We start from the raw sequence: 20,408 nt of genomic DNA, 5'->3' as shown, positions 1-20,408 counted from the left end.
CCACCGAACCCGGCGCCGGTGGCGGCCCAGGTGCTCGCCGGGACGACCGCCGAGCCCCCTCCGCCCGAGCCCTGCCCGCCCGGGCTGGAGGCCTCGCCGGAAGACGCACGAGCCCGTGACGAAATTCGTGACGAAATCCCGTTGGCGCCTCCGGCGCCCGCCGTACTCGCGCCCGTCGTGCCCCTGCATCCCGGCGACCGGGAAGTCGACGGCCAGACCATCCTGCGGCCGCTGTCGGTCCCGGCCTGCTCATCGACTGCGCCGCGTGCATCCCTTGCGGACCATCACCGGCCCACCCTGCTCTGGCCCGCGTCCAGCTCCTGCCTTACCCCGCATTGCACAGCAACCGGGAGCGGACAGGGCCCGCGACGCCTTCTGGGAAGGCGTCGCGGGCCCTGTCCGCGGCGGTGTGCCGCTACACCAGGTCAGCAGTACTTGGAGTCGCCCCTGCTGCCCCAGGAGCAGGAGTCGGCGGCCCGGCCGTTGGGGTACTTCAAGGTGGCGGTGTCGCCGGTGTTGTTCCACACATACGAGCCGCGGCCCCAGTACCGGTTGGCCGTGGTGTTGCGGCCCTTGCCGGTGCGGACCTTCACCGTGGCGCGGCCCTTCAGCACGAAGCTGCCGAAGGTGTAGGTGTAGCCGGTCTTGTCCCGCAGCTTGTAGCCCTTCAGTTGCCGGGACGTCCGGGAGGTGTTGTACAGCTGCACCCACTCGCCGTTCAGCGAGGCGTTGGAGCGAGTGTCCTTGCCCGGCGAGTCGAAGTACACCCGGTAGATCTGGATGGCGCTGGCCGCCTCGGCGGGTGCGGCGACCAAGCCCACACCCGCAGCCGCCATGACCGCCGCCGCCCCTGTCACCAGAACCTTCTTCACCCGTGGCCTCCTTGTGATTGATGAGCCACCAGATGTATCGGTGACCCGCCGGTAGCAACGGCCGATGGCCGGGACCGGACCCGGCGTGAACTTACAGCTCAAACACAACGTCCCCACCGGGCCGGCTCCCCCGGGCGCCTGGAGAGCCGGTGGCATCGTGGTGATTGCCGTCCGGTCACAGTCGGGCCTCACCGCCCATGCCCGCCGACCACTGTGGGCACCGGACCGGGCATGACCCTCGCCGAACTGCCGGCCCTGCCCGACGACGTGCTGCTGGTCACCGAGGTCGACCCCGCCGACCCGGCCCCGGACGCACTGGTGCAGGCGTGCGCGCGGCTGCTGGACCGGCACCGCACACCAGCACCTGGCACGCCACCGTCGATCACCCTCGTTCGGGGAGGTGACGGAAGCTCGTCGGCCTGACGACCCCGTCGGCGTTCCAGCGGCCCGTCCCCGGGCTTCGGGGACGGGCCGCTGGAACGCGGGCTCCGGGGACGCGGCCAGGCTGGTGTCAGCAGCCGCTGGCGGTGAACCTGTTGGCGATCTTGTTGCGGAGGGCGCTGTAGGCCTGGGGCGCCAGGACTCGGTTCGGGAAACTGATCGTGAAGGGGACCGCTGGGGCCTTAGCCTTGGGCGTCATCGACACCGCGATCCGCTCGGGCACTACGCTGGCGCCCGCGGGGTAGGTCAATCTGACCGTGTAATTCTTCACCGCCGCGATGCGCAAGCAGCGTTTGGCTCCGTTCTCGATCTTCTTCATGATGCCCAAATTGATTTGATTGCCCTGCATGGGCGTCAGGTTGTACCTCTCGCTGACCCCGCGCAGGGTAGCGGCCAGCATATGTCCGCCCTGGTATCCGGCCGGGCCCATCGCGCCGACGGTCTGCTCGCACGCCGAGCGGCTGGCGTTGCGCCTGAGCAAGTTCGGCGCGACAACCTGCAAGGGGCGGCCGATGCCGTCCGTCAGGTAATTGGCGGTGTAAGCCCTGTAGGACGTATTGGGCGGCAGATAGGCCACGCAAGGCGGCTGAGGGTAGCGCAGCGCGCTGGCTACCGGGGACGCAGCGGTGACGCGGGTACCGGCTTCGGCCGGCGCCGCGACCAGCGCGCCGGAGAGCGCAGACAACATGGCGGCGGCGATGACGGCGTGATGGGTACGCATGGCAACCTCCGGGGTGAGGGCGACCGGGCGTATCACGCATCCGGCCGCGAGCATGACTGACCGTAATGAACGCTGGCCAAGACGGCTCTATCCCCCGCGCTAGTCATCACCAGCGTCCCCGTCGCACCAGTGCCCCTCTTCGGCCACCTCTGACACCTTGCGACTTCTTCGCCAGGCGGAACCGCCTGGCGAAGAAGACAGGCCCGGTTTTGATCGGGCCGTCAACTCGAAGAACGAACGGCTATCAGATGCAGCATGGCCGCGATCTGCCGGTACGGGTCCGTCCGGCCCGCCTGGTCTTCGCAGGCGAGGATCATCCTCGAACTCCTGCTGCGACGGCACGTGCTCCTCCATGGCGGCGACCTCCACGAAGTTCAGCACGTCGTACCACTGGGCGCAGCGGCCGGCCGATTCGCCCCACCGCCCGCCTCCGACCGCGGCCAAGCCCTGGGATGCGCGCTGTACGGCTGGCACCAGCTCACCGGCGAACTGCCCCGCCGCCCCCTGACCATCGACAGCTTCGGCCGCACCTACACCGACACCCAGATCACACAAGCCCTGCGCCGCGACCCCCGCTCCGGCCTGGTCGAGCGCCGCCGCTCCCCGTTCCGCTGGCGCCGCGAGAACGACATCGCCGCCACCGCCGCCCAACTCATCGCCGACGGCCGCCTGATCGGCTGGTTCCAGGGCGGCAGCGAACTCGGCCCCCGCGCGCTGGGCCAGCGCAGCATCCTGGCCGACCCCCGCACCCGCACCGGCGCCGACGCCCTCAACACCCGCATCAAGCACCGCGAGCCATTCCGGCCCTTCGCCCCCGCCGTCCTGGCCGATCACGCCGCCCGCTGGTTCGACCTACCGGTCCCCTCCCCGTTCATGCTGCTGGCCCCGCCCGTACGCGCCGACAAGACCAACCGCATCACCGGCGTCGTCCACATCGACGGCACCGCCCGCGTCCAAACCGTCGACCCCGCCCACTCCCCGCACTTCGCCGCCCTGATCAACCACTTCCGTCGGCTCACCGGCGTCCCCGTCGTCCTCAACACCTCCTTCAACGACCGTGAACCCATCGTGGAGACCCCCGCTCACGCCCTGGCCACCTTCCAAGCCACCGACCTGGACGCCCTGTGTATCGGCGACTACCTCGTCGAACGCACCTGACCGCCATTCGGCTGACACACTGCATCAGTGAGACCCTTGCCCTTGCGCCATGCCGCCCGCGCCCTGCTCCTGGACCACCACGACCGCATCCTGCTGGTCCACATCGACGAGGCAGACGGCTTCTGGGCCACCCCCGGCGGATCCCTGGAAGAAGGCGAAGACCACCACACCGCCCTACGCCGCGAACTCGCCGAGGAACTCGGTCTCAGGCCCGGTGCGTTCCAGATCGGCGAGCTGATCGCCACACGCAGCAGCGGCCACCTGGTGGCCGACCAGCCGGTGCGCCAAGTCGAGCACTACTACCGGGTCCGCCTGACAAGCATGTCCTTCGACACCGGCGATGCCACCCAACCCGACAACATCGTTGGCTATCGCTGGTGGACAACGGCTGAGCTGCACCACACCGATGAGGTCGTCTACCCCCACAGCCTCGCCGAACTCCTCACCGAGTTGACCGACACCAACGACTGGGGCGCTGCGCGAACCCTGAACTGAGCCGCCCCTGAACACCAGGCCGACCGCAGCGGGCTGGTCGGCGAGGTAACCGCCTTGCAACTCGGTGATGAACCGTCCGGCGATGTTCTCCACCAGGTGCAGCGCAGCGGGCCGTCGCGGGCGGGTCACGGCCGGGGGAAGTCCGGGTGCCGGTAACGATCGTTTCACCAGCCGCAAACGAGACTTGATTGCGTGATTTCCCTGTCGGTGGCTGGTGTGTTCGGTGAGTATTCGGCTTCATGGGTCGGGTTCCGGTGGGAATGGGTGAGCTTGTCGAGCACTGGACGGTGCTGGACGACGAGCGCGAGCTGATCGCGGGCAAGCGCGGCGCGACGAGTGCCGTCCCAGCGCCAGCCGCAACGCCTCCAGCGCCTGGACGGGGCGCGCGCCGCCGGGGACGGAAGGCTCAGAAGGGCTCTGGTGCCGCTCGGCGGTCTGTCCCGGCGACCCGGCCGGGGGACCGGGGGCCTGTCGGCCCTGGCGGCGGAGAAAGAGGGAACCGAGCATCCAAAGCCTCCTACAGCAGGCGACAAGCGGCGACCGTTGACGGCGCTCAGTACCCGATTCCTGGAGCGCTGGCGTCCTTGGCCTGGGGCATGGCCGTCGCCCTCACACTGTGCGAGCCCACGCCGCCGGGGAAGGTGCGCACCCGTGTGCGTGATTGCGCGCAGCGCTGCGGCCTTGCGCGATCTTGCGCGTTCTCAGCGCGCCCGGACCGGCGCGGCTACGGTGAAGGCACAGGCCCCGCCCGAAAAACCGACCGCGCATGAAGGACGGTGAGCGTGCCCCATCCGGTCACCAACACCAGCCTCGAAGCCCTGATCAGCGAGGCCGAGTTCGGTCGCCGCCACGCCGCGCTGGCCCGCCTGGTGAACCAGGCCGGGCGACGGCATGAACCTGCGCTACGACAGCTCCAGCGTCTACTGGTGGCTGCGCGGCCGCTGCCCCGAGCAGCCCACACCAGAACTGCTCGCCGACATCTTCAGCGCCCGGTTCCACCGCCCGGTGCACCTGGACGAACTGGGCTTTGACCAGCTCGCTCCCAGCGACAGCGCACTGCTGTTCCCCGCGTCCGTACCGACGGCGATCAGGACGGCGACCCGCCTGTGGAAGAGCCTGCAGCGCCCCGACGGCCACCGGCGGGAACCATTCGTGCGCACCGCAGTCGCCGAGGCGGGATGGCGCTATGCGTTCGACCCCGACGACGCCACCCTGGACCAGCGGGGCGGAGCACGCGTCGAAAGCGCCCACGTCGAGGCGATCCGCGCCCGCGGCAAGGAGTTCGGTGCCCTGGACCGCCGCTACGGGGGCGGCTACAGCCGCACCTACCTGGCGCTGTTCCTGTCCACCGAGGTAGCGCCATTGCTCCGCGGAACCTACACCACCGACGTCGGACGCGACCTGTTCCACACCGCTGCCGACCTGACCGCGCAGGTGGCGTTCGCCGCCTGCGACACCGGCCAGCAAGGAGCGGCGCAACGCGCCTGGATCCAGGCGCTGCGGCTGGCCAAAGCCGCCGGGGACCGCTCCCTGGGCGCCCACATCCTGGCCAACCTCGCCACCCAGGCGATCTACCTGGAACTGCCGGGTGAGGCCGTCCGGCTCGCGCGCGCCGCCATCGACACCGCAGGCCGCCGACCCCACCCCCTGGTCGCCGCCCGGCTGTTGGCCACCGAGGCCAACGCCCGCGCCATGATCGGGGACCTCAACGCCTTCAACTCCTGCTACGGCCGCGCCCGCACCGCCCTGGAACGCGCCGACAGCACCGGCGCCGCCTGCCCTCCGTGGGCGTCCTACTTCACCGGCGCCCATCTGGCCGGGACCGGCATGCGCTCCTTGCTGGACCTGGACCGCCCGGACCTGGCGCTCACCCACGGCGACCAGGCACTGCACACCCCCGCCGCCAACAACCGCACCCGCGCCCTGCACACCGCCCTGCTGGCCACCGCCCACGCCCGCGCCGGAAACCTCGACCACGCCGTCCATCTGGGCGACCAGGCCATCATCCTGGCCGTCGTTCTGCGGTCCCGGCGGGTCACCGGCCGCTTGGCGCTGCTCGCCGATGCGCTGCGCCCCCACCACACCGCCCCCATGTCGCCGCGTTCCTGCAACGCCACCACGACCTCCCCCGACCGGCCACCAAACCCAGTAATGTGCACCCGTGACCTCCGACCACTTCGTGCCGCCCGCACAGTGGTACGCCCAAATGCCGGCCGTGCACGTCTCGGCCAGCGTGCTGGTCACCAACCCCCACGACCAGATCCTCCTGGTCAAACCCAACTACCGCCCCTACTGGGCCTTCCCCGGCGGCATCGCCGAAGACGGCGAACCACCGCACCAGTGCGCCGCCCGCGAAGCAGCCGAAGAGATCGGCTTGAACCTCACCCTCCGCACCCTGCTGGTAGTGGACTGGGCCCCTCCCACCGGCGACCGGTTCCGCCCCATGATGAACTTCCTATTCGACGGCGGCACCATCACCGACCCATCACAGATCACCCTCCAACGCGACGAACTCGACGAGTGCGCCTTCCTCACCTGGGCCACCGCCACCACGCGTTTCCCCAGCCACACCGCATCCCCGCCGCCCGCAGGGCCCGCCGCGACCACCGCACCCTCTACCTGCCCGCCACCTGACCCACAGCACAACAAGGCGGCTCGCAGGTCGGGGCGGGTCGGCCACACCGCGCCCTGGAGCCACACCATGTCCTGGACGGCCAGGCCGTGGTCGGCCATCTCGAAGTCGATCACCGCGAGGGTCTGGGCGTCGGCGTCCCACAACCAGTTGCGCGGCAAGTAGTCGCCGTGCCGGTAGACCAGTGGAAGTTCGGCGGCCAGGCCGGGCAGTTGGGTGGCGACGTCGCGGATCAGGGCGCGCTGGGCGCCGTCCAGCCGGTCGCCGAGTTTGTCCAGGCAGTCGGCGGCGTAGGCGACGGTGGCGCCCCCCGGCGCGCAGGGAGTGCGCGCTGTAGGGGGACGGCCGGAGTACGCCAGAAACGCACCGCGGGGCGGCCCTGAGCGAACAGAAGCGTGGCTCTGTCCAGTGTTCCCGGTGGCGTCTGCGCAGCTCATCGACTGAGCCGCACGGACGCTATGTTGCGGCCCGTGCTCGACGCGGCTGTCCACAGCCGAAACCCCGGGCTCCGCTCCACCATTCTGACCTGCGCGATGATCCCTTCCCGGCGTATTCCGGCTGGCCCCCTGTACACCGGGCCGCACCCCAGCGCGACGTACTGCCTGGACGGCTCCGACGCGCTGGCGGCCCTGGCATTGCTGCGGGGCTTGCGCGGCTTGGGGAACGTCGACTCCAGCGCGGCCTGCACGGTGCGGAACCTAACCCCGAACTCGCGCTGCAGCGCCCGCTTGGACAAGCCCTCTCGGGCCCTGCGTCGGATCGTCGCATACAGCTCGACCTTCGACTTCTCGGGCACCAGCGCTCCCTCACGCTCGGTAGCACCTCGATAGTCGCACTGCAACCGAGCGAGCGCTGTCAAAACTCACCAACACAGCATCGACCGGTCAGCCACCGCTCTCACAGCTGACCAACAAACGCTGTCGGGGATCACCTACATAGCCACGGGGGTGGTCAAGGTCGGCGAGCATCCGGAGCCGGAGATCCGGCATGCCCTTGGCGGTGATCTCACTGCTCACTGGTCATCAACCCTCTCGGCCTCCTGGCCCCGCACAGGGATGGTGTGGCGGATGGTCCATCCTGCCTTCTCCAAGTCTGCGGCCACGACGGTCAGCGTCCAGTCCTCAACGTCTCGCCGTCCTGCTGGTGCTCGCCTCCCGTCATGCCTGATGGTCGGCCCAGCATCCGGCGCGCTCACTGTCCGGGCCGCGCCGGGATGGACGGGGTAGTCAGGAGCCAGCGGAGCGGGCGGAAGCGGGGGCAGCCGCTCCAGGCGGCGGACCATGACGCCGCTGGGTGAACGCACGGCGGTGGGCGTCTGCTCAAGGTGGGGCCCTAATCGCGGTGGGAGTGCGGCGGCGGTCGAAGCCCTCGGTGGCCGCCACCGTTGTGCGCCCTCCCAGGAGTCTGAGAGGGCGCACAGCGTTGGAGGTGCGAGCCTTTACCCTGATGGCCACACTCCGTGGAGCACAGTTCTTCTCTGCAGTGTTCGTCTTCCCAGCCGCTGTAGGGTTATTTCTTGCGGATCGCTTTTCCCCAGAGCAGGTACAGGACTCCGCCCGCCAGTCCTCCGACAAGGAGGCCGACGATCACGCCGGGTGTTCATCCAATGTGGTTTCGACTCTGGGAGAGCGTCACGGTGAAGACCAGCACTGTGACCGAGATGAGCGCGATGAGTCTTGCGTTCATCTATTCATATCCGCAGTAGTCCATGTATTCATCCTTTTGGTCGCTGAACCATGCGCCGACGTAGAGGCCGACGCCGATACCGACGGCGCCTGCCACACCGCTACTCACCTCGCGTTCGTCGTGAACGTCTGGTCCGTAGATCCAGTGCCAGGAGGGGAATGAAGAGACAAATCCAGACCACCCAGACCCATGCCGGCATGTCCACATCGCTGGTGCGCGAATACCTGATGAGGATGAAGCCGACAACGAAAAGAGTAGCGGCAATACCATAAATGAACTTATGAATCGTCATCAGCTCTCCGTAGCGCGTAGAGGTGATTGCCAGAGTCATCAATCCGTTGTTCATCCGCCGCTTCGACGTCTTCCTTTACGCAGGAAGAATACAATGAGTCCAACATTGGCGAGTACGAAGAGAACAATCAGTACCACAGCGAGCACTTCTCCAGCACCAACGGCCATGATGCCTACCTTCTTAGAGGGGATACGGTACGGCACCCAGGGGATTCCCTGACTTGTTCCGTTCACACCCGATCATTGGCTTTGCATGTCGTGGTCGGGTGGCGGCACGTGCCGCCACCCGACCCGACTCACGCTTGGAACGGTGGAAGCAGAGTCACGGTTTCAGCACTGAGTCAGCTCATGGCGTCCTCAACCTTCGACCCGGCCAATTCGCCGACGACTTCGCAGCCGGTAACGCCGACCGCCCCGAGGCCGCCGGTCGCGGCGATGGCCAACGTCATGCAGCCCCCGGCCACGCCGACGCTGGTGGCCATTCCGGCGACGGATGCCTGAGTGTCCTGAGAGACCGAGGTATCACCGTCCATGAGGTCACCGACAGCACCGCCGAGAGTCTGACCGTCCTGGTAGGAGCTGTAGACGTCCCACATCTGGGTGAACAGCGCTCCGGTGGGGTCGGTGTTGTTGCTGGGGTTGTCGCCGGCGTAGGCGTAGCGGTTGCCGTTGCCGGGGTCGCCGATGATGTTGATGGAGTCCTGCTGGGTGAAGCGGGCGCGGCCGGTGTCGTAGAAGCGGCGACCGAGTTTGAGCAGGCCGGTGTTGGGGTCGTGGAGGCCGCCGGTGTAGCGGATGAGGTTGACCGCGGACTGCGGGCCGTTGTCGGCGGTGGTCTCGCCGTAGGGGCCGTAGGTGTAGGCGGCGGCCTGGTTTCCGGCCGTGTTGAGAATGGAGGTGACCGAGCCCAGGCCGTCGGTGCCGTAGGCGAAGGACTTACCGCTGTAGGCGTAGCCGATCGGGGTGCCGGTGCTGTCGTGGATCATCCACACGGTGGTGCTGATGTTGGTGTAGGACACGATGCCGGCGCTGGTGCTGCCCGAGCGCCCGTAGACCACCGACAGACCCTTGGCGGTCACCATCTCGCTCTGGTCGGGACCGGCGTAGGTGAAGCCGATGGTGGTGGTGCCCTTGGTGAACTGGGTGGTCTGGCTCGCGGCGTTGTAGGTGCCCTTCAGTCCGCCCGCGCCGGTGGTGGCGGTCAGGTTGCCGGCGGCGTCGTGGTTCTCGCCGGTGGTGGTGGCCTGGTTGGCGGAGTTGAAGGTCAGGGACTGTGTCTGGGTGCCGTCGGTTTTGACGGTGGTGCGGTTGCCGCGCGCGTCGTAGTCGTAGTCGTAGGTCTTGCCGGTGACGTTGGTGGCCTTGGTCAGGCGGTTGCCCTTGTCGTAGGTGTAGTCGCTGATGGTGCCGGTGAGGTTGTTCTTGCTCCATTGGCGCAGGCCGGTGTCGCTGGCCTTGGCGGTGTCGCAGGAGGTGGCGCCGCCGCGCTTGGAGTAGCAGTAGGACACATCGGAGACGGCCTTGGAGTCGTCGCTCGCACGGGAGGTGACGATGCGGGTGAGGCGACCCGAGTCGTCGTAGGTGTTCTTGGTGTGCATCGCCCAGGCGGTGTCGGAGGTCTTGTTGAAGTAGGTGTGGGTGCGGTTGCCGTCGTCGTCGTAGTCGAACTCCCACTTGGTGCCGAAGTAGTCGGTCATGCTGGCCAGCAGATTGCGGGTGGAGTGCACGTAGTGCAGCGTCCCCGAATCGTTGAGCTGGTTGACCAGGTTCCCGGCCGCGTCGTACTGCCAGGTGATCTCGCCTCCGCCGGAGGCGGAGTGGCGTCCGGCCATCAGGTTGCGCTGGGTGTAGGCCCAGGTGGTGGTGCCGGTGGCTCCGGTGCGGGTCAGCACGTTGCCGGCCTTGTCGTAGGTGAAGGTCACCTGCGGGGTGCCGTCGGAGTAGGCGATGGTCAGCACGCGGCCGTTGCCGTCGTAGGTGTAGCTGGTCTTCTTGCCGTTGCCGTCGGTGGCGGTGGCGAGTTGGCCGTAGGCGTCGTAGGTGAAGGTCTTCTTCTTCAGCGTGTTGCCGGTCGGCGGGGTGACCGAGGCGGGCTGGTGGTTGTCGTCGTAGCCGTAGGTGGCGGAGTTGGACCCGTTGCCCGGGTCGGTGGAGTCCTTGACGGTGCCGTCGCTGTTGTAGGTCACCTTGGCCTCGGCCGCCAGCGCGTCCTTGGCCGACGACAGGTTGCCCACTCCGTCGTAGGTGTAAGCCGAGGAGTTGCCCTGGGTGTCGCTACCGGCCGATGCCTGGTAGGCGGCGGTGGGGTTCTGGCTGGTGGGCGAGTTCCCATAGGTCGCCGACGACGACGCCCCACTGGGCGAGGTGGACTTGGTCAGCGACTCACCACCGTTGGCACCGAAGGCGTTGCTGGTCATGCCCTGGTTGGCGTTCTGGTAGGTCTCGACGTCACTGAAAGGGGTGTAGGACTTGGCCCGGGTCTTGCCCGCGGGGTCGACGGTCTTGGTGACGCGGTGGTTGGCGTTGAGGGTGTAGGTGGTGTGCGGGACGTCGGCGACCGCCTTGGACTGGTCGGTGTTGGGATCGGCGACCTTGGTCTGGGTGTCGGACGGGTAGGCCAGGCGGGTGACCTGGCTGGCGCTGGAGCCGACCTGGGTCACCGACAGGGCGCGGTGGCCCGAGTCGTAGGCGATCTGGGTGACCGCGCCCTTGCCGTTGGTGACCGAGTTCAGGTTGCCCGAGCCGTCGTAGTCGAACCTGGCGACTTCACCGGCGGCCCACTGGATCTGGCTGAGCCGGTTGGAGGTGTCGTAGCTGTAGACCACGGTGCGCTTGGCGCCGTCGGTGCCGTTCTGCTCGTACCGGGCCAGACGGCCGTTGTAGAACACCACCGAGATCGACCGTCCGGTCGTCTCGCCCTTGGGCTTGTAGGTGATCTTGGAGATGTTACCGGAGGTGTAGGTGAAGTCGGTGACGTTGCCGTTGCGGTCCTCGACCTTGGACGGCAGGCCCGAGCCGTCGAAGAAGTGCTTGCGTGCTGAGCCGTGGTCGGTGTACTTCCAGCCGCCGCCGGACTGGGTGACCAGGTCGCCCTTGAACTCCTTGGGCGTGCTGTAGCCGGATCCGGATTTGGTGAACACCCCGGAAGTGCCGTCGGGGCCGGTGAAGGTGAGGGAGTCGTCGCTGTTCTTGTACAGCCGCACATCCTGGCCCAAGCGGGTCCGCCATCCCGCCGAGATGATCCCGGTGGGCGCGTCGGCGGCGTGCAGCAGGCTGTTGTAGGCCGCGCCGACCGCCAGGTTGCCGCCGATGCCCGGCAGCGACAGGTCGGCGGTGCGCACCATCGCGTTCCCCGAACCGACATTGACCTTCAACTGCAGGTAGTCGGCCAGATTGAACGACAGGAACGTGCCATTTCGCACCGGACCGATACCCACCGGCACCGACGCAGCGACAGCCGCCCGCGCCGACGGACCGGTGGTCTTCAGCGGCGCGTAGGTCGGGATGCGAGTCCGGTCGGGATTGCCGACCGTGCTCGGCGACACCAACCGGGCACCCTGCCGCTTGGACGGCCCCAGTTCCGGGGTGTTGGCCTTGGGCGATCCGATCTCCGGGTACAGGCGCTGGAACTGGTACGGCTCACTCGACGGGCGTGCCTGCGCTTCGGCCGTGCCCGGCGATACCAGGCCGGTGAGCAGGAGCGCCGAAACGGCGGCCCATGTCACAGAACGTCTTCCCACGAACATTGTCCTCTCAAAAAAGAAGGCATGACGAAATGGCCTCTCCACGCCTAGCCTTGACGACCTATAAAGCGTTATCCCTTCTTTTGAAGGCATGGCGAAGAGAAGGAGTGGCGCGGTAATGAATGAATCTGACGTTGCAGAGTGTGGGATGCAGCGGGTACGTCAGTGGTCAGACGCGGAAGGACCGAGTAGGACACTGGAGCCGCCTTCACAGGCATTGACAAGGCTGTGACCTGCGGCGATCCCTACCTCCATCGAAGGAAAAGGGAAACGTTTGCTGCATGACACGCTTGCCAGGCCTACCGCCTGCCAAGCGTCGAGGAAGTCCAAGTCAAAGACCAGCACTACACCCCACAAACCCCTTTTCATCAGCACGAACAGGTGGCGCACGACGCCTTGAACGGCGCTACATGTCGTCCGACAAGCAACCTTGATGGAGATCATTTGTCATCTGACCGAATAAGTAAAGACCCTTTTCAGTGAAGTTTCCTCACCGAAAGTGATCATGGGTAGAGCAATCCTCAGCTGCCCCAGAACCGGCCAGCATGCTGGGCGCGGTCTCCGGCACCTCGGTCATCGGCCCTCCATCCCCTCCAGCTGCTGGTTGCGGCATGCCCGGTCACGCCAGAGGTCCCCAAAGGACGTAATGGCCACAAACGGGCACATCGGGGAGCCGCCAGGGGCTGCGGGCACATGCCAAGCGTGGTCGGCGCGCGCCGTCCGGGTCGGGCCGCGCCCTCCCGCGGCGGAGTCGGGTATCGCGCCGTCCTGGCGGACCCGCAACCCGGCTCTCGCTTCGCTCGCTCCGGCCCGACCAGAGATCTTTTCGCTGACGCGAAAACATCTTGGCGGGCCGGGCCACCGGGTGGCAGGCCGCGGGCGGCCGTCGCGCCCTCTCTTCTCCGCCGGGAGGGCGGGCCCTCCGTTCTCCCCCGGATCGAGAGGGACCGGCCATGCCCATCACCGCCTCACCGTCTCCGCTGGAGTTGACCAGCCGAGACACTGATCTTCATCGCCTGCACGCTCTGCTGACCGCTCAACAGGCACGCAAGGTCGACGTGGTCATGTCGCCGCGTTCCCTGCGCGCTCAAGACGGACACCTGCTCATCTCCGGGGCCGAGCCGCTGATCTCCGGAAACGGCGTCACCGATCCCAACGGCCGTTACCTGCCGACCAAGGCGTGCGACTCCGATGTCTCGGCCAAGCTCGGCATTGCCACCGCCTATCTGCGCAAGTGCCGCAGGGACGCCGTCGATCTGTGGGACACCAACGTCAACGGCTGGCTCGACCGCGCCCAGGACACCAACTACCTGGTGCGGGCCTTCACCGGCGAGGCCGGCCGACCAGGAGTCGCACGGGCGCTGCTGTCCGACACCTACAAGCGGATCGACCACCTGGACGTGCTGACCGCCGCGATGCAGGGGATCAAGGACGCGGGCGTGCCCGTGGAGATCCAGGGCTGCGATCTGACCGAGCAGCGCATGTACATCCGGATCTTCTCCCCCGCGGTCCAGGTCGAGTCTCCCGCGCTGACCTACGACTACCGCAGCCCGTTCACCGGAATGCGCGGCGTGGACGACCCGATCGTCTGGGGCGGATTCGTCATCCGCAACTCAGAGACCGGCGCCGGCGCGGCGGTGATCGAACCGAGGATCATCTTCAAGGTCTGCGCCAACGGGCAGACGATCACCAGCCACCGGCAGCGGACCGTGCACCTGGGCGGCCGGATCGATGAGGGCCTGGTCAACTGGAGCGAGCAGACCCTCGCCCGCACCCTGGACCTGATCACCAGCAAGACCCGCGACGCCGTCCGGGAGTTCCTGCGTCCGGAGTTCGTCCAGGAGGTCATCACCTCGATGGAGGCCAAGGCGGGCGTGCCCGTCACCCGGCCGGAGGAGACGATCACCACCGTCTCCCAGAACCTCCGGTTCACCGAAGAGCAGCGCGAGCTCATCCTCGACCACTTCATGATGGGCGCCGCCATGTCGGCCGGCGGCGTGATGCACGCGGTCACCAGCGCCGCTCAGGTCGTCCAGGACGGCGACGCCGCCCACGACATGGAGTCCAAGGCACTCAAGGCACTGCACCTGGCTGCCGTCTAGATCTCACCGTTTACTCGCCCCGCCGGATCAAAGAGAAGCACAGCCGGGCCTCCGTCTTCACCACGTGTCTTTCGCTCACGCTGCTGCTGCCTGCGCCGCTCTATATCCCGTCCATACCTGCGGTCGAGACGTTTTTCATTACTCCATATCCATTTTCCACCGGAAGGCCGGTGCGCAGCCATCCCGGCCCCCTTCGCTCAATCATTCGATATTCACGTAAATCATCCAGCCCCGAAGAAGGAGCCTCTTTCATGAATGAAACCGAAGTGACACTTGTTGGCAATCTCGTCGACGACCCGGACCTGAATTTCATTACGACAGGCAAGGCGGTCTCAAAGGTCCGTGTCGCCTCCACGTCTCGGTACGTCGGCCGGGACGGTCAGTGGACGGACGGGGCGAGGCTCTTCCTGACCTGCTCCACGTGGGGGCCTTATGGCGAGCACGTAGCGGAAACGCTCAGAAGGGGTGACGAGGTCATCGTGAAGGGGCGCCTCAAGCAGCGTTCCTATGAGACCAAGTCCGGCGAGAAGCGAACGGTCTTCGAGGTCGATGTCAGCGCGATCGGCCCGACTCTGCGCAAGGGATCCGCTGTGATCAACCGCATTCAGAGGACCCCTTCAGCCCCGTCGCCGGTCCCTGCGATGGATGAGACGGCCACTCCCTGGAACGTTCCAAGTACACCGGTCGAGCCGTGGCCGACGCCGACCCCTGCCGGTGCCGGACAGCCGGCGGCCCCTCCGCTCTGATCCCCACCGGTCGAAGGCCGCAGCCAGGTTTGCTCTGGGCTGCGGCCTTTGCTTTACCACGTGCACTGCGACATAGGACTGGGAGTTCTTTCGTGGGAAAGGTTGTCCTTTCTCTGGGAATGGGCGTTGATTCTGTCGGGATTTTGACCCGTTGGCTTCTTGAGCCCGAGACCCGTTTCTTCGACCTTGAAGATCTGGTGGTCTTGACCGCGCAGGTCGGCGCCGAATTTCAATCCACCGCCGACCACATGGAGCAGTTCGTCCTTCCGCTGATGCGTGAGCATTCGGTGCGCTATGTGCAATTGGCGCGAGGCGGGCAGGAAGCGCACCATCGGTATGTGGTTCTCAATGACTCGACGAATCCAAAGCGGATGCATATGTCCGGGCCATGGACGCTGACGGACTATCAGCTTGATATCGGCAGTGTCCCGCAGTTCGCTCATGGAAAGCGTGACTGCACTCAGAAAGCGAAGGGTGAGCCGCAGGACTGGTGGAAAAAAGATCACCTCGGTGATGAAGCGCATGTCCATGTACTCGGTTTCTCATCCGAGGAAGGCCGGAGGATTCTCCGCGATTCCAGTTATCTGACCGATCATCGCTCGGCTCGTTTTCCGCTGGCCGAGTGGGCGTGGACGAGGCAGGACACGATCGGCTATCTGCACGAGGTCTTCGGCGTCATCTGGCCCCGATCATGCTGCGTTTACTGCCCGTTCGCGCGGTCTGATGGCGAACATCTGGCGAGCAGGTGGCGGCAGCAGCCCGAAGGCGCCGCGCTCGCTTTGGAGATGGAGCGACGGTCCCTGGCCCTCAATCCCCGCGGCCGGCTCTTCGCCAAGGAGAGCGCGCTGCAGTTCGCGATCGACCATCAGCTCACCGAGGCCCTCGCGCTCAGCGAGCACCGCATCCGCACCAGCCCTTGGGCGGTCTACGACGTCAGGCGCATTTATTTCGCCAAGAAGGATCCCGCCAACCCGAACAAGGCCATCCCCACCAAGAAGGGGCACGCCTACCGCAGCGTCCAGACCCTGTTCGAGGGTGGCCGCGACCAGCTCCTCGGCCGACTCAAGGGCATCGCGAGGAGCGAAAAGATCTCGCTGGTGCACGACCCGTCCGGTGTCGCCTGGGCGCACCTCAGGGTTCCTTCGACCGAGCTCTACCCGACTGTCCAGCAGCTCTATGCGCTGGGACCGGCCGGAATCAGCGACAAGCGCCGCAAAGCATTCGCCGGTGCCTGGTCTGAGCTGGTCGACCAGACCCAGTTGTTCGCGGCCTGACCTCCGAGTTCAGCCGCTGCACCGGCATCCAGCTCCCCTCGCCCTTGGAGAAGTTAAGCCGTGACCGTGACTTTCACCGTGTCCCGCTCGGCGGTCCGCTTGGCGCCGCAGCCGTATCCGGTCGAAGCCTGCCAGGAGTGGATGCGACAGCCCCAACGCCCCGACCCCTGGGGCCATTGCGACCACCGCGCCACCTGGAGGGTCACCGGGACCACGCCCGGTGGTGACATCGATGGCCGGTCATACCACTGGACCCGGTTCCTGTGCGGACCGCACTACGACAAGCGGTTCGCCTCGCTCGTCGCCAATCCCCACCTTGAGGATGTGACCGCGGCCCCGATTCCCGTCCCGGGATTCCGGTGGGCCACCCTCCTCATGATCCGCGACTGGACCGACGTCCACGCGCCGATGGCCGTCTCCGAACGGCTGACGGCGGCCGAGGCATCGATGGCTTCGCAGGGCCTGTTCGGCGAGCTCTACGCGGCCAAGGCGCTGCGCCGCTGGATGGACGACACCCCCTGCACCGAGCGCGATGCCATCGACGCGGCCTGGACGGCGGTCCACGACGTGATCGCCGCCCAGCATCACATCCGCCTCACGTCGGCCACCGGCTAACGCACCCTCGCCGACCTTCTCCGCATACCCGGCGCTTCCCATAGGGCACCTTCCTTTCTCGCCCACCGCACAGCTTCCGAGAACGAATCAATCTCAGATCTTCAAGGAGTAATCACGGAAAAGCAACTACCGATGGTCACTTCTTAGCCCCACCAGCAAACGCGTCATCATGAGGAGCAAATGAGCAGATACGCATGCCAATGTGACTCGATCGAATCTCTGGGTGGGATGCGCGTGCGGTGCGTACACAGCACTGGAGGAACTGCACGAACGCTACCGGGTCTGGAAAAGCGAGCGGGAAGCGCTTAACGATCATCACAGCCCGGATTCCGCTGCGGCCATGGTCGCTTTGCGGGCCTCGGACCGGGAAGCGGCGCACCTCGCCCATGAACTGGCTGATGCCGTTTTCGCACTGGAGGAATAATGCCGAATTTTGAGCTGCCCCGGCCCCTGCCCGACGGGCGGATCAAGAAACGGAAAGTCGTGTCCCGCACGCTGCGAGCCGTATGCGTGGCCGCGGCGCACTGTCTGCACGACAACCATGCCGCCGGACAAGCTGACGTGCAGCGGTTCAGCAAGACCCTGGCCGCAGCGCCGCTCGGCGAGTTCCTCCCCCACCCGTCGGGCTACAGCTTCAAGGTCGATCACGTCGCGGCCCGCAAGGTGGCTGGTCAGCGATGAGAGAGCCCAGGACCGACCCCGAGCTCGTCATGCAGGTCGCCACGCAGAACCCGCATGGCGGAACCACCCAGCTGGTTGGCACGGTCGTCTATCGCGATCCGGAGGATCGTGTCCGACTCCTGAGCCCCTTGTTCGGGTTCAACGAGCCGTACGCCGACTATGCCGACCTGCACATCAGTTCCTACATCGTGGAGCCGCTAGAGGGCAGCGCCTATGGTGACACGATCTCTTTCCGTCCGTATCAGGTGGAACTTGGCCGAGCCGAGCCGATGGTGAAGACGCTGCGCCGCATTAACCGCGGTCTGGAGCGACTCGACCAGCAACTCGGCCGCTCCCCCGACTTCGCCACTTCCCTCATCCGGGTCGCTCACGTCATCGGCTGCGCAACCTTCGCCGAATATTTCGAGGAGTTGCGCGCCGACGGTTCCCACTACCGGTGGATGGACCCCGATTCCGTCCGATGGTGGATCACCGAAAAGATCAACGCCCGCGACTCCGACACGCTCTCCGCCTGACCCCTCACCCTTCTGAAGGACTCTTTTCCTCATGATTGTCGACGGAATTCACGTCGAGCAATACTCCCCCTCTGACGTTCTCACCCAGTGGAATTGGGTGCTTCCCGACGGCCGCTACTGGCGGGTGACCCTGGCAGAGGGCGACAACAACCTCAAGGCGTGGAATGACGAGGGCTCGTCCGGCATGGCGTTCCTGGAGTGGGTCCTGCCCTATGACCCGGAGCGTCCCGAACTCAGCCCGGACAGCGAGGACGTCTTGGAGATCGTCGAAGACTTCGTCCGTTACGCCCAGCTGGGCCATTGGAGGCTCGGGCCCCGCCACGACGGCGTCCAGCCCGACCAGCAGACTGCTCCGCCGCACCCTGAGCCGAAGGGACCGCCGAAGATCTCCTTCACCATCACCTCTCCTGAGCCGACGATCATCGTCGGCATTCAGACCAGCACGTTCGGGTCCTGCTACCGCTCCTGGTGCGACAACATCACCACCTGGGTCATCGAACCCCGCGCCGACCGCCCCACATCGGCTTTCAGCCCGTCTGACCTCAGGTACGGCTTGTGCGCAGATCACCAGCCGCGGCTCATCACCCAGGACGAGGACGCCGAGCTGCGCCGCGCCGCATCCGCCTATCCGGGCTTGCCCACGAGCACGTTCGACACCGGCTGGCCGAGCTCGGCGTACACGATCCGCGAGATCAACCAGGCCGAGCAGGAGGCGATCGAAGCCCAGTTCCACTTCGACCCGCCCGCCACCCCGGAGGGCCGGATCGCCCGGTGGCGACGCATCGCCGACGGCGGCCGGGAGAACACGATCGACGGCAAGAAGTTCCGCGCCGACGAGGCCGGGATCGTTGTCGCGGTCCTCAACGCCCTCAGCGAGGACAACCAGCACGCCCTCGTCTCCCGCAAGGCCGTTGAGACCTTCAATATCGCGGCCCGCCTCGCTGGCCTCGCCTAACTCCGATCCCCCGAGCACCTCCAGGGCCTCGCCGACACGGCGGGGGCCTCTTCTTCACCGTTCCTTGGAGGCACGTCTTGAGCTCGACGCCGAGCTACGCATACCCGGTCCTCATGAGCTTCACCACGCGGGATTCCCTGCGCGCGACCGGACAGTTCCTCGAACACCAGTACCTGCGGGTCGTCGACCGACGCCAGGACGAGACCGGTCAGCAACTCACCGAGGACACCGAGCCAGGCGCTCTGTTCGCGCTCCTGCGCTTGCATGCCTCATTCGCCCAGTCCCTGATCGAGATCATCACCGTGGGCCCCAACGAGCCGGGCGGGTTGATCCATATCCGCCCGGAAGGCCGCGGCGCTGCTGCCGCGCGAGGTCGACGAGCGATGAGACCGCCGCCCAAGACCACGACTGCCGCCTCCCCGATGCCTTCGACACCTCGGACGACCTGGGCCTCCTCTAGCAGGCGGCACCACCACCAGCTCCTCCTACGGCTGCTCGCCCACGTCACCAGAAGGCGACCATGACCCTCAACAACCCCCCTCGCGGAACGGGCCGCCCGGCCCGCGCTCGCCACTTCGGATCTGCTGTAACCGTTCCGCTGGACTGCGGGCACCCCGCGACCCTCACCGACCACGCCTTCACCAACGGCATCGCCCGCACCGCCGCCGGCTGGACGTCCTGCTACCGGTGCGCCTACGACGACCAGGTCGTCGACCTACTCGTCCGCGACACCATCGCCGGCTACCTGTCCTTGAACGCCTCCGGCCCGCCACCGCTGGGCAGCTTCACCACCTGGCCCGGCGAGATCCTCGGCGCCGTCACCGCGCTGTGGACCGGTAGCTGGCGGTGGTCGGCGAACGGCCGGTGGCGAATGCGGTACGTCGAGGTCCGCGACCTCCACGGCCAACGGTGGCGCGGCCACGGCTCGGACCAATACGACGGCATTCGCCTCCGCAAGATCACCACGAGAGGGAAGAGCTGATGGGACAGCACGACTACGTCGGCGGCACCTACTACAAGCGGGTGCTGATGTTCGCCCGGCAAGGAGAACGGCCCATCACGGCCGCGGAACTGCGCGCCGGAATGAGGGTGCGGCGGGAGATCAGTCGGGAGCTATGGGATCGGGGATGCCACGTGCCCGAGACCGCCACCGTCGTCGCGGACTTCGAGCACGGGTCGTACGTGACCGGCGACGACGGCCGGCGCACCTGGCAACCACACGACTACCAGCCCCACACCATCATGAATCATGGAGGCCGGTACACGCTGATCTACCCCGGCGGCGCGGTGTCCGAGGGCACCTGCATTCCGAGCTTCCGCTTCGTCTTGGTCCAGGACGCGCCCGCCGACGAATCCGCAACCAGCCCGGCCTCGTGATGGCCGGTCGCTACCGTGTGAAGCTCCGGCAACTGCGCGGCGGCCGATGGCGATGCCTGGATCGTCTCACTCGATTCGCCGATCCGGGGAGTGCGGTCCCCGCG

At 66.8% G+C, this 20,408-nt stretch carries 17 protein-coding genes and 3 pseudogenes; 15 read left to right on the top strand and 5 right to left on the bottom strand.

The annotated features are described in order from the left end of the window. Window positions 1-425: 425 nt before the first annotated feature. Window positions 426-872, bottom strand: a complete 447-nt coding sequence (locus AH6_RS19395; RefSeq protein WP_245679380.1) for a lamin tail domain-containing protein — start codon at window positions 870-872, stop codon at window positions 426-428. Between the two features lie 231 nt (window positions 873-1,103). Between AH6_RS19395 and AH6_RS19390 the strand changes: the two genes are divergently transcribed. After that, entirely contained in the window at window positions 1,104-1,295 is a 192-nt protein-coding gene (locus tag AH6_RS19390; protein ID WP_067481799.1) for a hypothetical protein, read from the top strand. Between the two features lie 88 nt (window positions 1,296-1,383). On the opposite strand, the gene AH6_RS19385 is transcribed toward AH6_RS19390, so the two are convergent. Continuing rightward, on the bottom strand, window positions 1,384-2,034 hold the full coding sequence (locus AH6_RS19385) for a DNA/RNA non-specific endonuclease (protein WP_169807882.1): 651 nt from the start codon (window positions 2,032-2,034) through the stop codon (window positions 1,384-1,386). A 255-nt stretch (window positions 2,035-2,289) separates the two neighbouring features. Between AH6_RS19385 and AH6_RS19380 the strand changes: the two genes are divergently transcribed. The 4 genes and pseudogenes from AH6_RS19380 to AH6_RS47120 form a co-directional block, all read left to right on the top strand. Continuing rightward, the gene (locus AH6_RS19380) at window positions 2,290-3,192 is read left to right on the top strand and encodes a carbamoyltransferase C-terminal domain-containing protein (protein ID WP_067481795.1); all 903 of its coding nucleotides are present in this window, start codon (window positions 2,290-2,292) and stop codon (window positions 3,190-3,192) included. A gap of 27 nt (window positions 3,193-3,219) precedes the next feature. After that, window positions 3,220-3,687: an NUDIX hydrolase gene (locus tag AH6_RS19375; protein ID WP_067481793.1), complete on the top strand. Its 468-nt coding sequence runs from the start codon at window positions 3,220-3,222 to the stop codon at window positions 3,685-3,687. Between the two features lie 891 nt (window positions 3,688-4,578). Continuing rightward, window positions 4,579-5,766 (top strand): annotated as a pseudogene (locus AH6_RS47235) (NsdA family TPR-like regulatory protein); the annotation flags it as partial. Window positions 5,767-5,893: 127 nt separating this feature from the next. Beyond that, window positions 5,894-6,175 (top strand): annotated as a pseudogene (locus AH6_RS47120) (NUDIX domain-containing protein); the annotation flags it as partial. Window positions 6,176-6,357: 182 nt separating this feature from the next. Here AH6_RS47120 and AH6_RS47115 read toward each other — a convergent pair. From AH6_RS47115 to AH6_RS19355, 3 genes and pseudogenes are all read right to left on the bottom strand, one after another. Next, window positions 6,358-6,756, bottom strand: a pseudogene (locus AH6_RS47115) (aminoglycoside phosphotransferase family protein); the annotation flags it as partial. Beyond that, window positions 6,753-7,115: a hypothetical protein gene (locus AH6_RS44725; protein ID WP_067481789.1), complete on the bottom strand. Its 363-nt coding sequence runs from the start codon at window positions 7,113-7,115 to the stop codon at window positions 6,753-6,755. The pseudogene AH6_RS47115 and the gene AH6_RS44725, both read right to left, overlap by 4 nt. 1,522 nt (window positions 7,116-8,637) lie before the next feature. Continuing rightward, entirely contained in the window at window positions 8,638-12,036 is a 3,399-nt protein-coding gene (locus AH6_RS19355; protein ID WP_157431573.1) for an RHS repeat-associated core domain-containing protein, read from the bottom strand. A gap of 1,067 nt (window positions 12,037-13,103) precedes the next feature. Here AH6_RS19355 and AH6_RS19350 point away from each other — a divergent pair. The 10 genes from AH6_RS19350 (at window position 13,104) to AH6_RS19305 (ending at window position 20,304) form a co-directional block, all read left to right on the top strand. Then, the gene (locus tag AH6_RS19350; protein WP_245679379.1) at window positions 13,104-14,141 is read left to right on the top strand and encodes a DUF932 domain-containing protein; all 1,038 of its coding nucleotides are present in this window, start codon (window positions 13,104-13,106) and stop codon (window positions 14,139-14,141) included. Window positions 14,142-14,392: 251 nt separating this feature from the next. Next, entirely contained in the window at window positions 14,393-14,887 is a 495-nt protein-coding gene (ssb, locus tag AH6_RS19345; RefSeq protein ID WP_067481783.1) for a single-stranded DNA-binding protein, read from the top strand. Window positions 14,888-14,979: 92 nt separating this feature from the next. Further along, window positions 14,980-16,161: a hypothetical protein gene (locus tag AH6_RS19340; protein ID WP_067481781.1), complete on the top strand. Its 1,182-nt coding sequence runs from the start codon at window positions 14,980-14,982 to the stop codon at window positions 16,159-16,161. Window positions 16,162-16,221: 60 nt separating this feature from the next. Continuing rightward, window positions 16,222-16,776 (top strand): hypothetical protein, encoded by a 555-nt coding sequence (locus tag AH6_RS19335; RefSeq protein ID WP_067481779.1) that lies wholly within the window; start codon window positions 16,222-16,224, stop codon window positions 16,774-16,776. Window positions 16,777-17,199: 423 nt separating this feature from the next. Beyond that, window positions 17,200-17,457 carry a hypothetical protein gene (locus AH6_RS19330; protein ID WP_067481777.1) on the top strand — a complete coding sequence of 86 codons (258 nt, stop codon included), beginning with the start codon at window positions 17,200-17,202 and terminating at the stop codon, window positions 17,455-17,457. Beyond that, window positions 17,454-17,972 carry a hypothetical protein gene (locus AH6_RS19325; protein WP_067481775.1) on the top strand — a complete coding sequence of 173 codons (519 nt, stop codon included), beginning with the start codon at window positions 17,454-17,456 and terminating at the stop codon, window positions 17,970-17,972. The genes AH6_RS19330 and AH6_RS19325 overlap by 4 nt, the downstream gene beginning before the upstream one ends. 97 nt (window positions 17,973-18,069) lie before the next feature. Beyond that, window positions 18,070-18,927: a hypothetical protein gene (locus tag AH6_RS19320; RefSeq protein ID WP_157431572.1), complete on the top strand. Its 858-nt coding sequence runs from the start codon at window positions 18,070-18,072 to the stop codon at window positions 18,925-18,927. Window positions 18,928-19,040: 113 nt separating this feature from the next. Beyond that, on the top strand, window positions 19,041-19,451 hold the full coding sequence (locus tag AH6_RS19315; protein ID WP_157431571.1) for a hypothetical protein: 411 nt from the start codon (window positions 19,041-19,043) through the stop codon (window positions 19,449-19,451). After that, window positions 19,448-19,909 carry a hypothetical protein gene (locus AH6_RS19310; protein WP_067481769.1) on the top strand — a complete coding sequence of 154 codons (462 nt, stop codon included), beginning with the start codon at window positions 19,448-19,450 and terminating at the stop codon, window positions 19,907-19,909. Before AH6_RS19315 ends, AH6_RS19310 begins: the two co-directional genes overlap by 4 nt. Then, window positions 19,909-20,304: a hypothetical protein gene (locus AH6_RS19305; protein ID WP_067481767.1), complete on the top strand. Its 396-nt coding sequence runs from the start codon at window positions 19,909-19,911 to the stop codon at window positions 20,302-20,304. The genes AH6_RS19310 and AH6_RS19305 overlap by 1 nt, the downstream gene beginning before the upstream one ends. The last annotated feature ends 104 nt before the right edge of the window (window positions 20,305-20,408 follow it).

It is taken from the genome of Actinomadura hibisca NBRC 15177, from assembly GCF_001552635.1.
GTDB lineage: Bacteria > Actinomycetota > Actinomycetes > Streptosporangiales > Streptosporangiaceae > Spirillospora > Spirillospora hibisca.
Note: the sequence above shows the minus strand (reverse complement) of the source record. Positions and strands in the feature narration are given on the sequence as shown.

Bases quoted from the DNA above. Each gene is read 5' to 3' on its own strand.
- AH6_RS19350 (WP_245679379.1), top strand. From the start codon at position 13,104: ATGTCGCCGCGTTCCCTGCGCGCTCAAGACGGACACCTGCTCATCTCC.
- AH6_RS19310 (WP_067481769.1), top strand. From the start codon at position 19,448: ATGACCCTCAACAACCCCCCTCGCGGAACGGGCCGCCCGGCCCGCGCT.
- AH6_RS19315 (WP_157431571.1), top strand. From the start codon at position 19,041: ATGAGCTTCACCACGCGGGATTCCCTGCGCGCGACCGGACAGTTCCTC.
- AH6_RS19390 (WP_067481799.1), top strand. From the start codon at position 1,104: ATGACCCTCGCCGAACTGCCGGCCCTGCCCGACGACGTGCTGCTGGTC.
- AH6_RS19330 (WP_067481777.1), top strand. From the start codon at position 17,200: ATGCCGAATTTTGAGCTGCCCCGGCCCCTGCCCGACGGGCGGATCAAG.
- ssb (WP_067481783.1), top strand. From the start codon at position 14,393: ATGAATGAAACCGAAGTGACACTTGTTGGCAATCTCGTCGACGACCCG.
- AH6_RS19385 (WP_169807882.1), bottom strand. From the start codon at position 2,034: ATGCGTACCCATCACGCCGTCATCGCCGCCGCCATGTTGTCTGCGCTC.
- AH6_RS19305 (WP_067481767.1), top strand. From the start codon at position 19,909: ATGGGACAGCACGACTACGTCGGCGGCACCTACTACAAGCGGGTGCTG.
- AH6_RS19380 (WP_067481795.1), top strand. From the start codon at position 2,290: ATGGCCGCGATCTGCCGGTACGGGTCCGTCCGGCCCGCCTGGTCTTCG.
- AH6_RS19325 (WP_067481775.1), top strand. From the start codon at position 17,454: ATGAGAGAGCCCAGGACCGACCCCGAGCTCGTCATGCAGGTCGCCACG.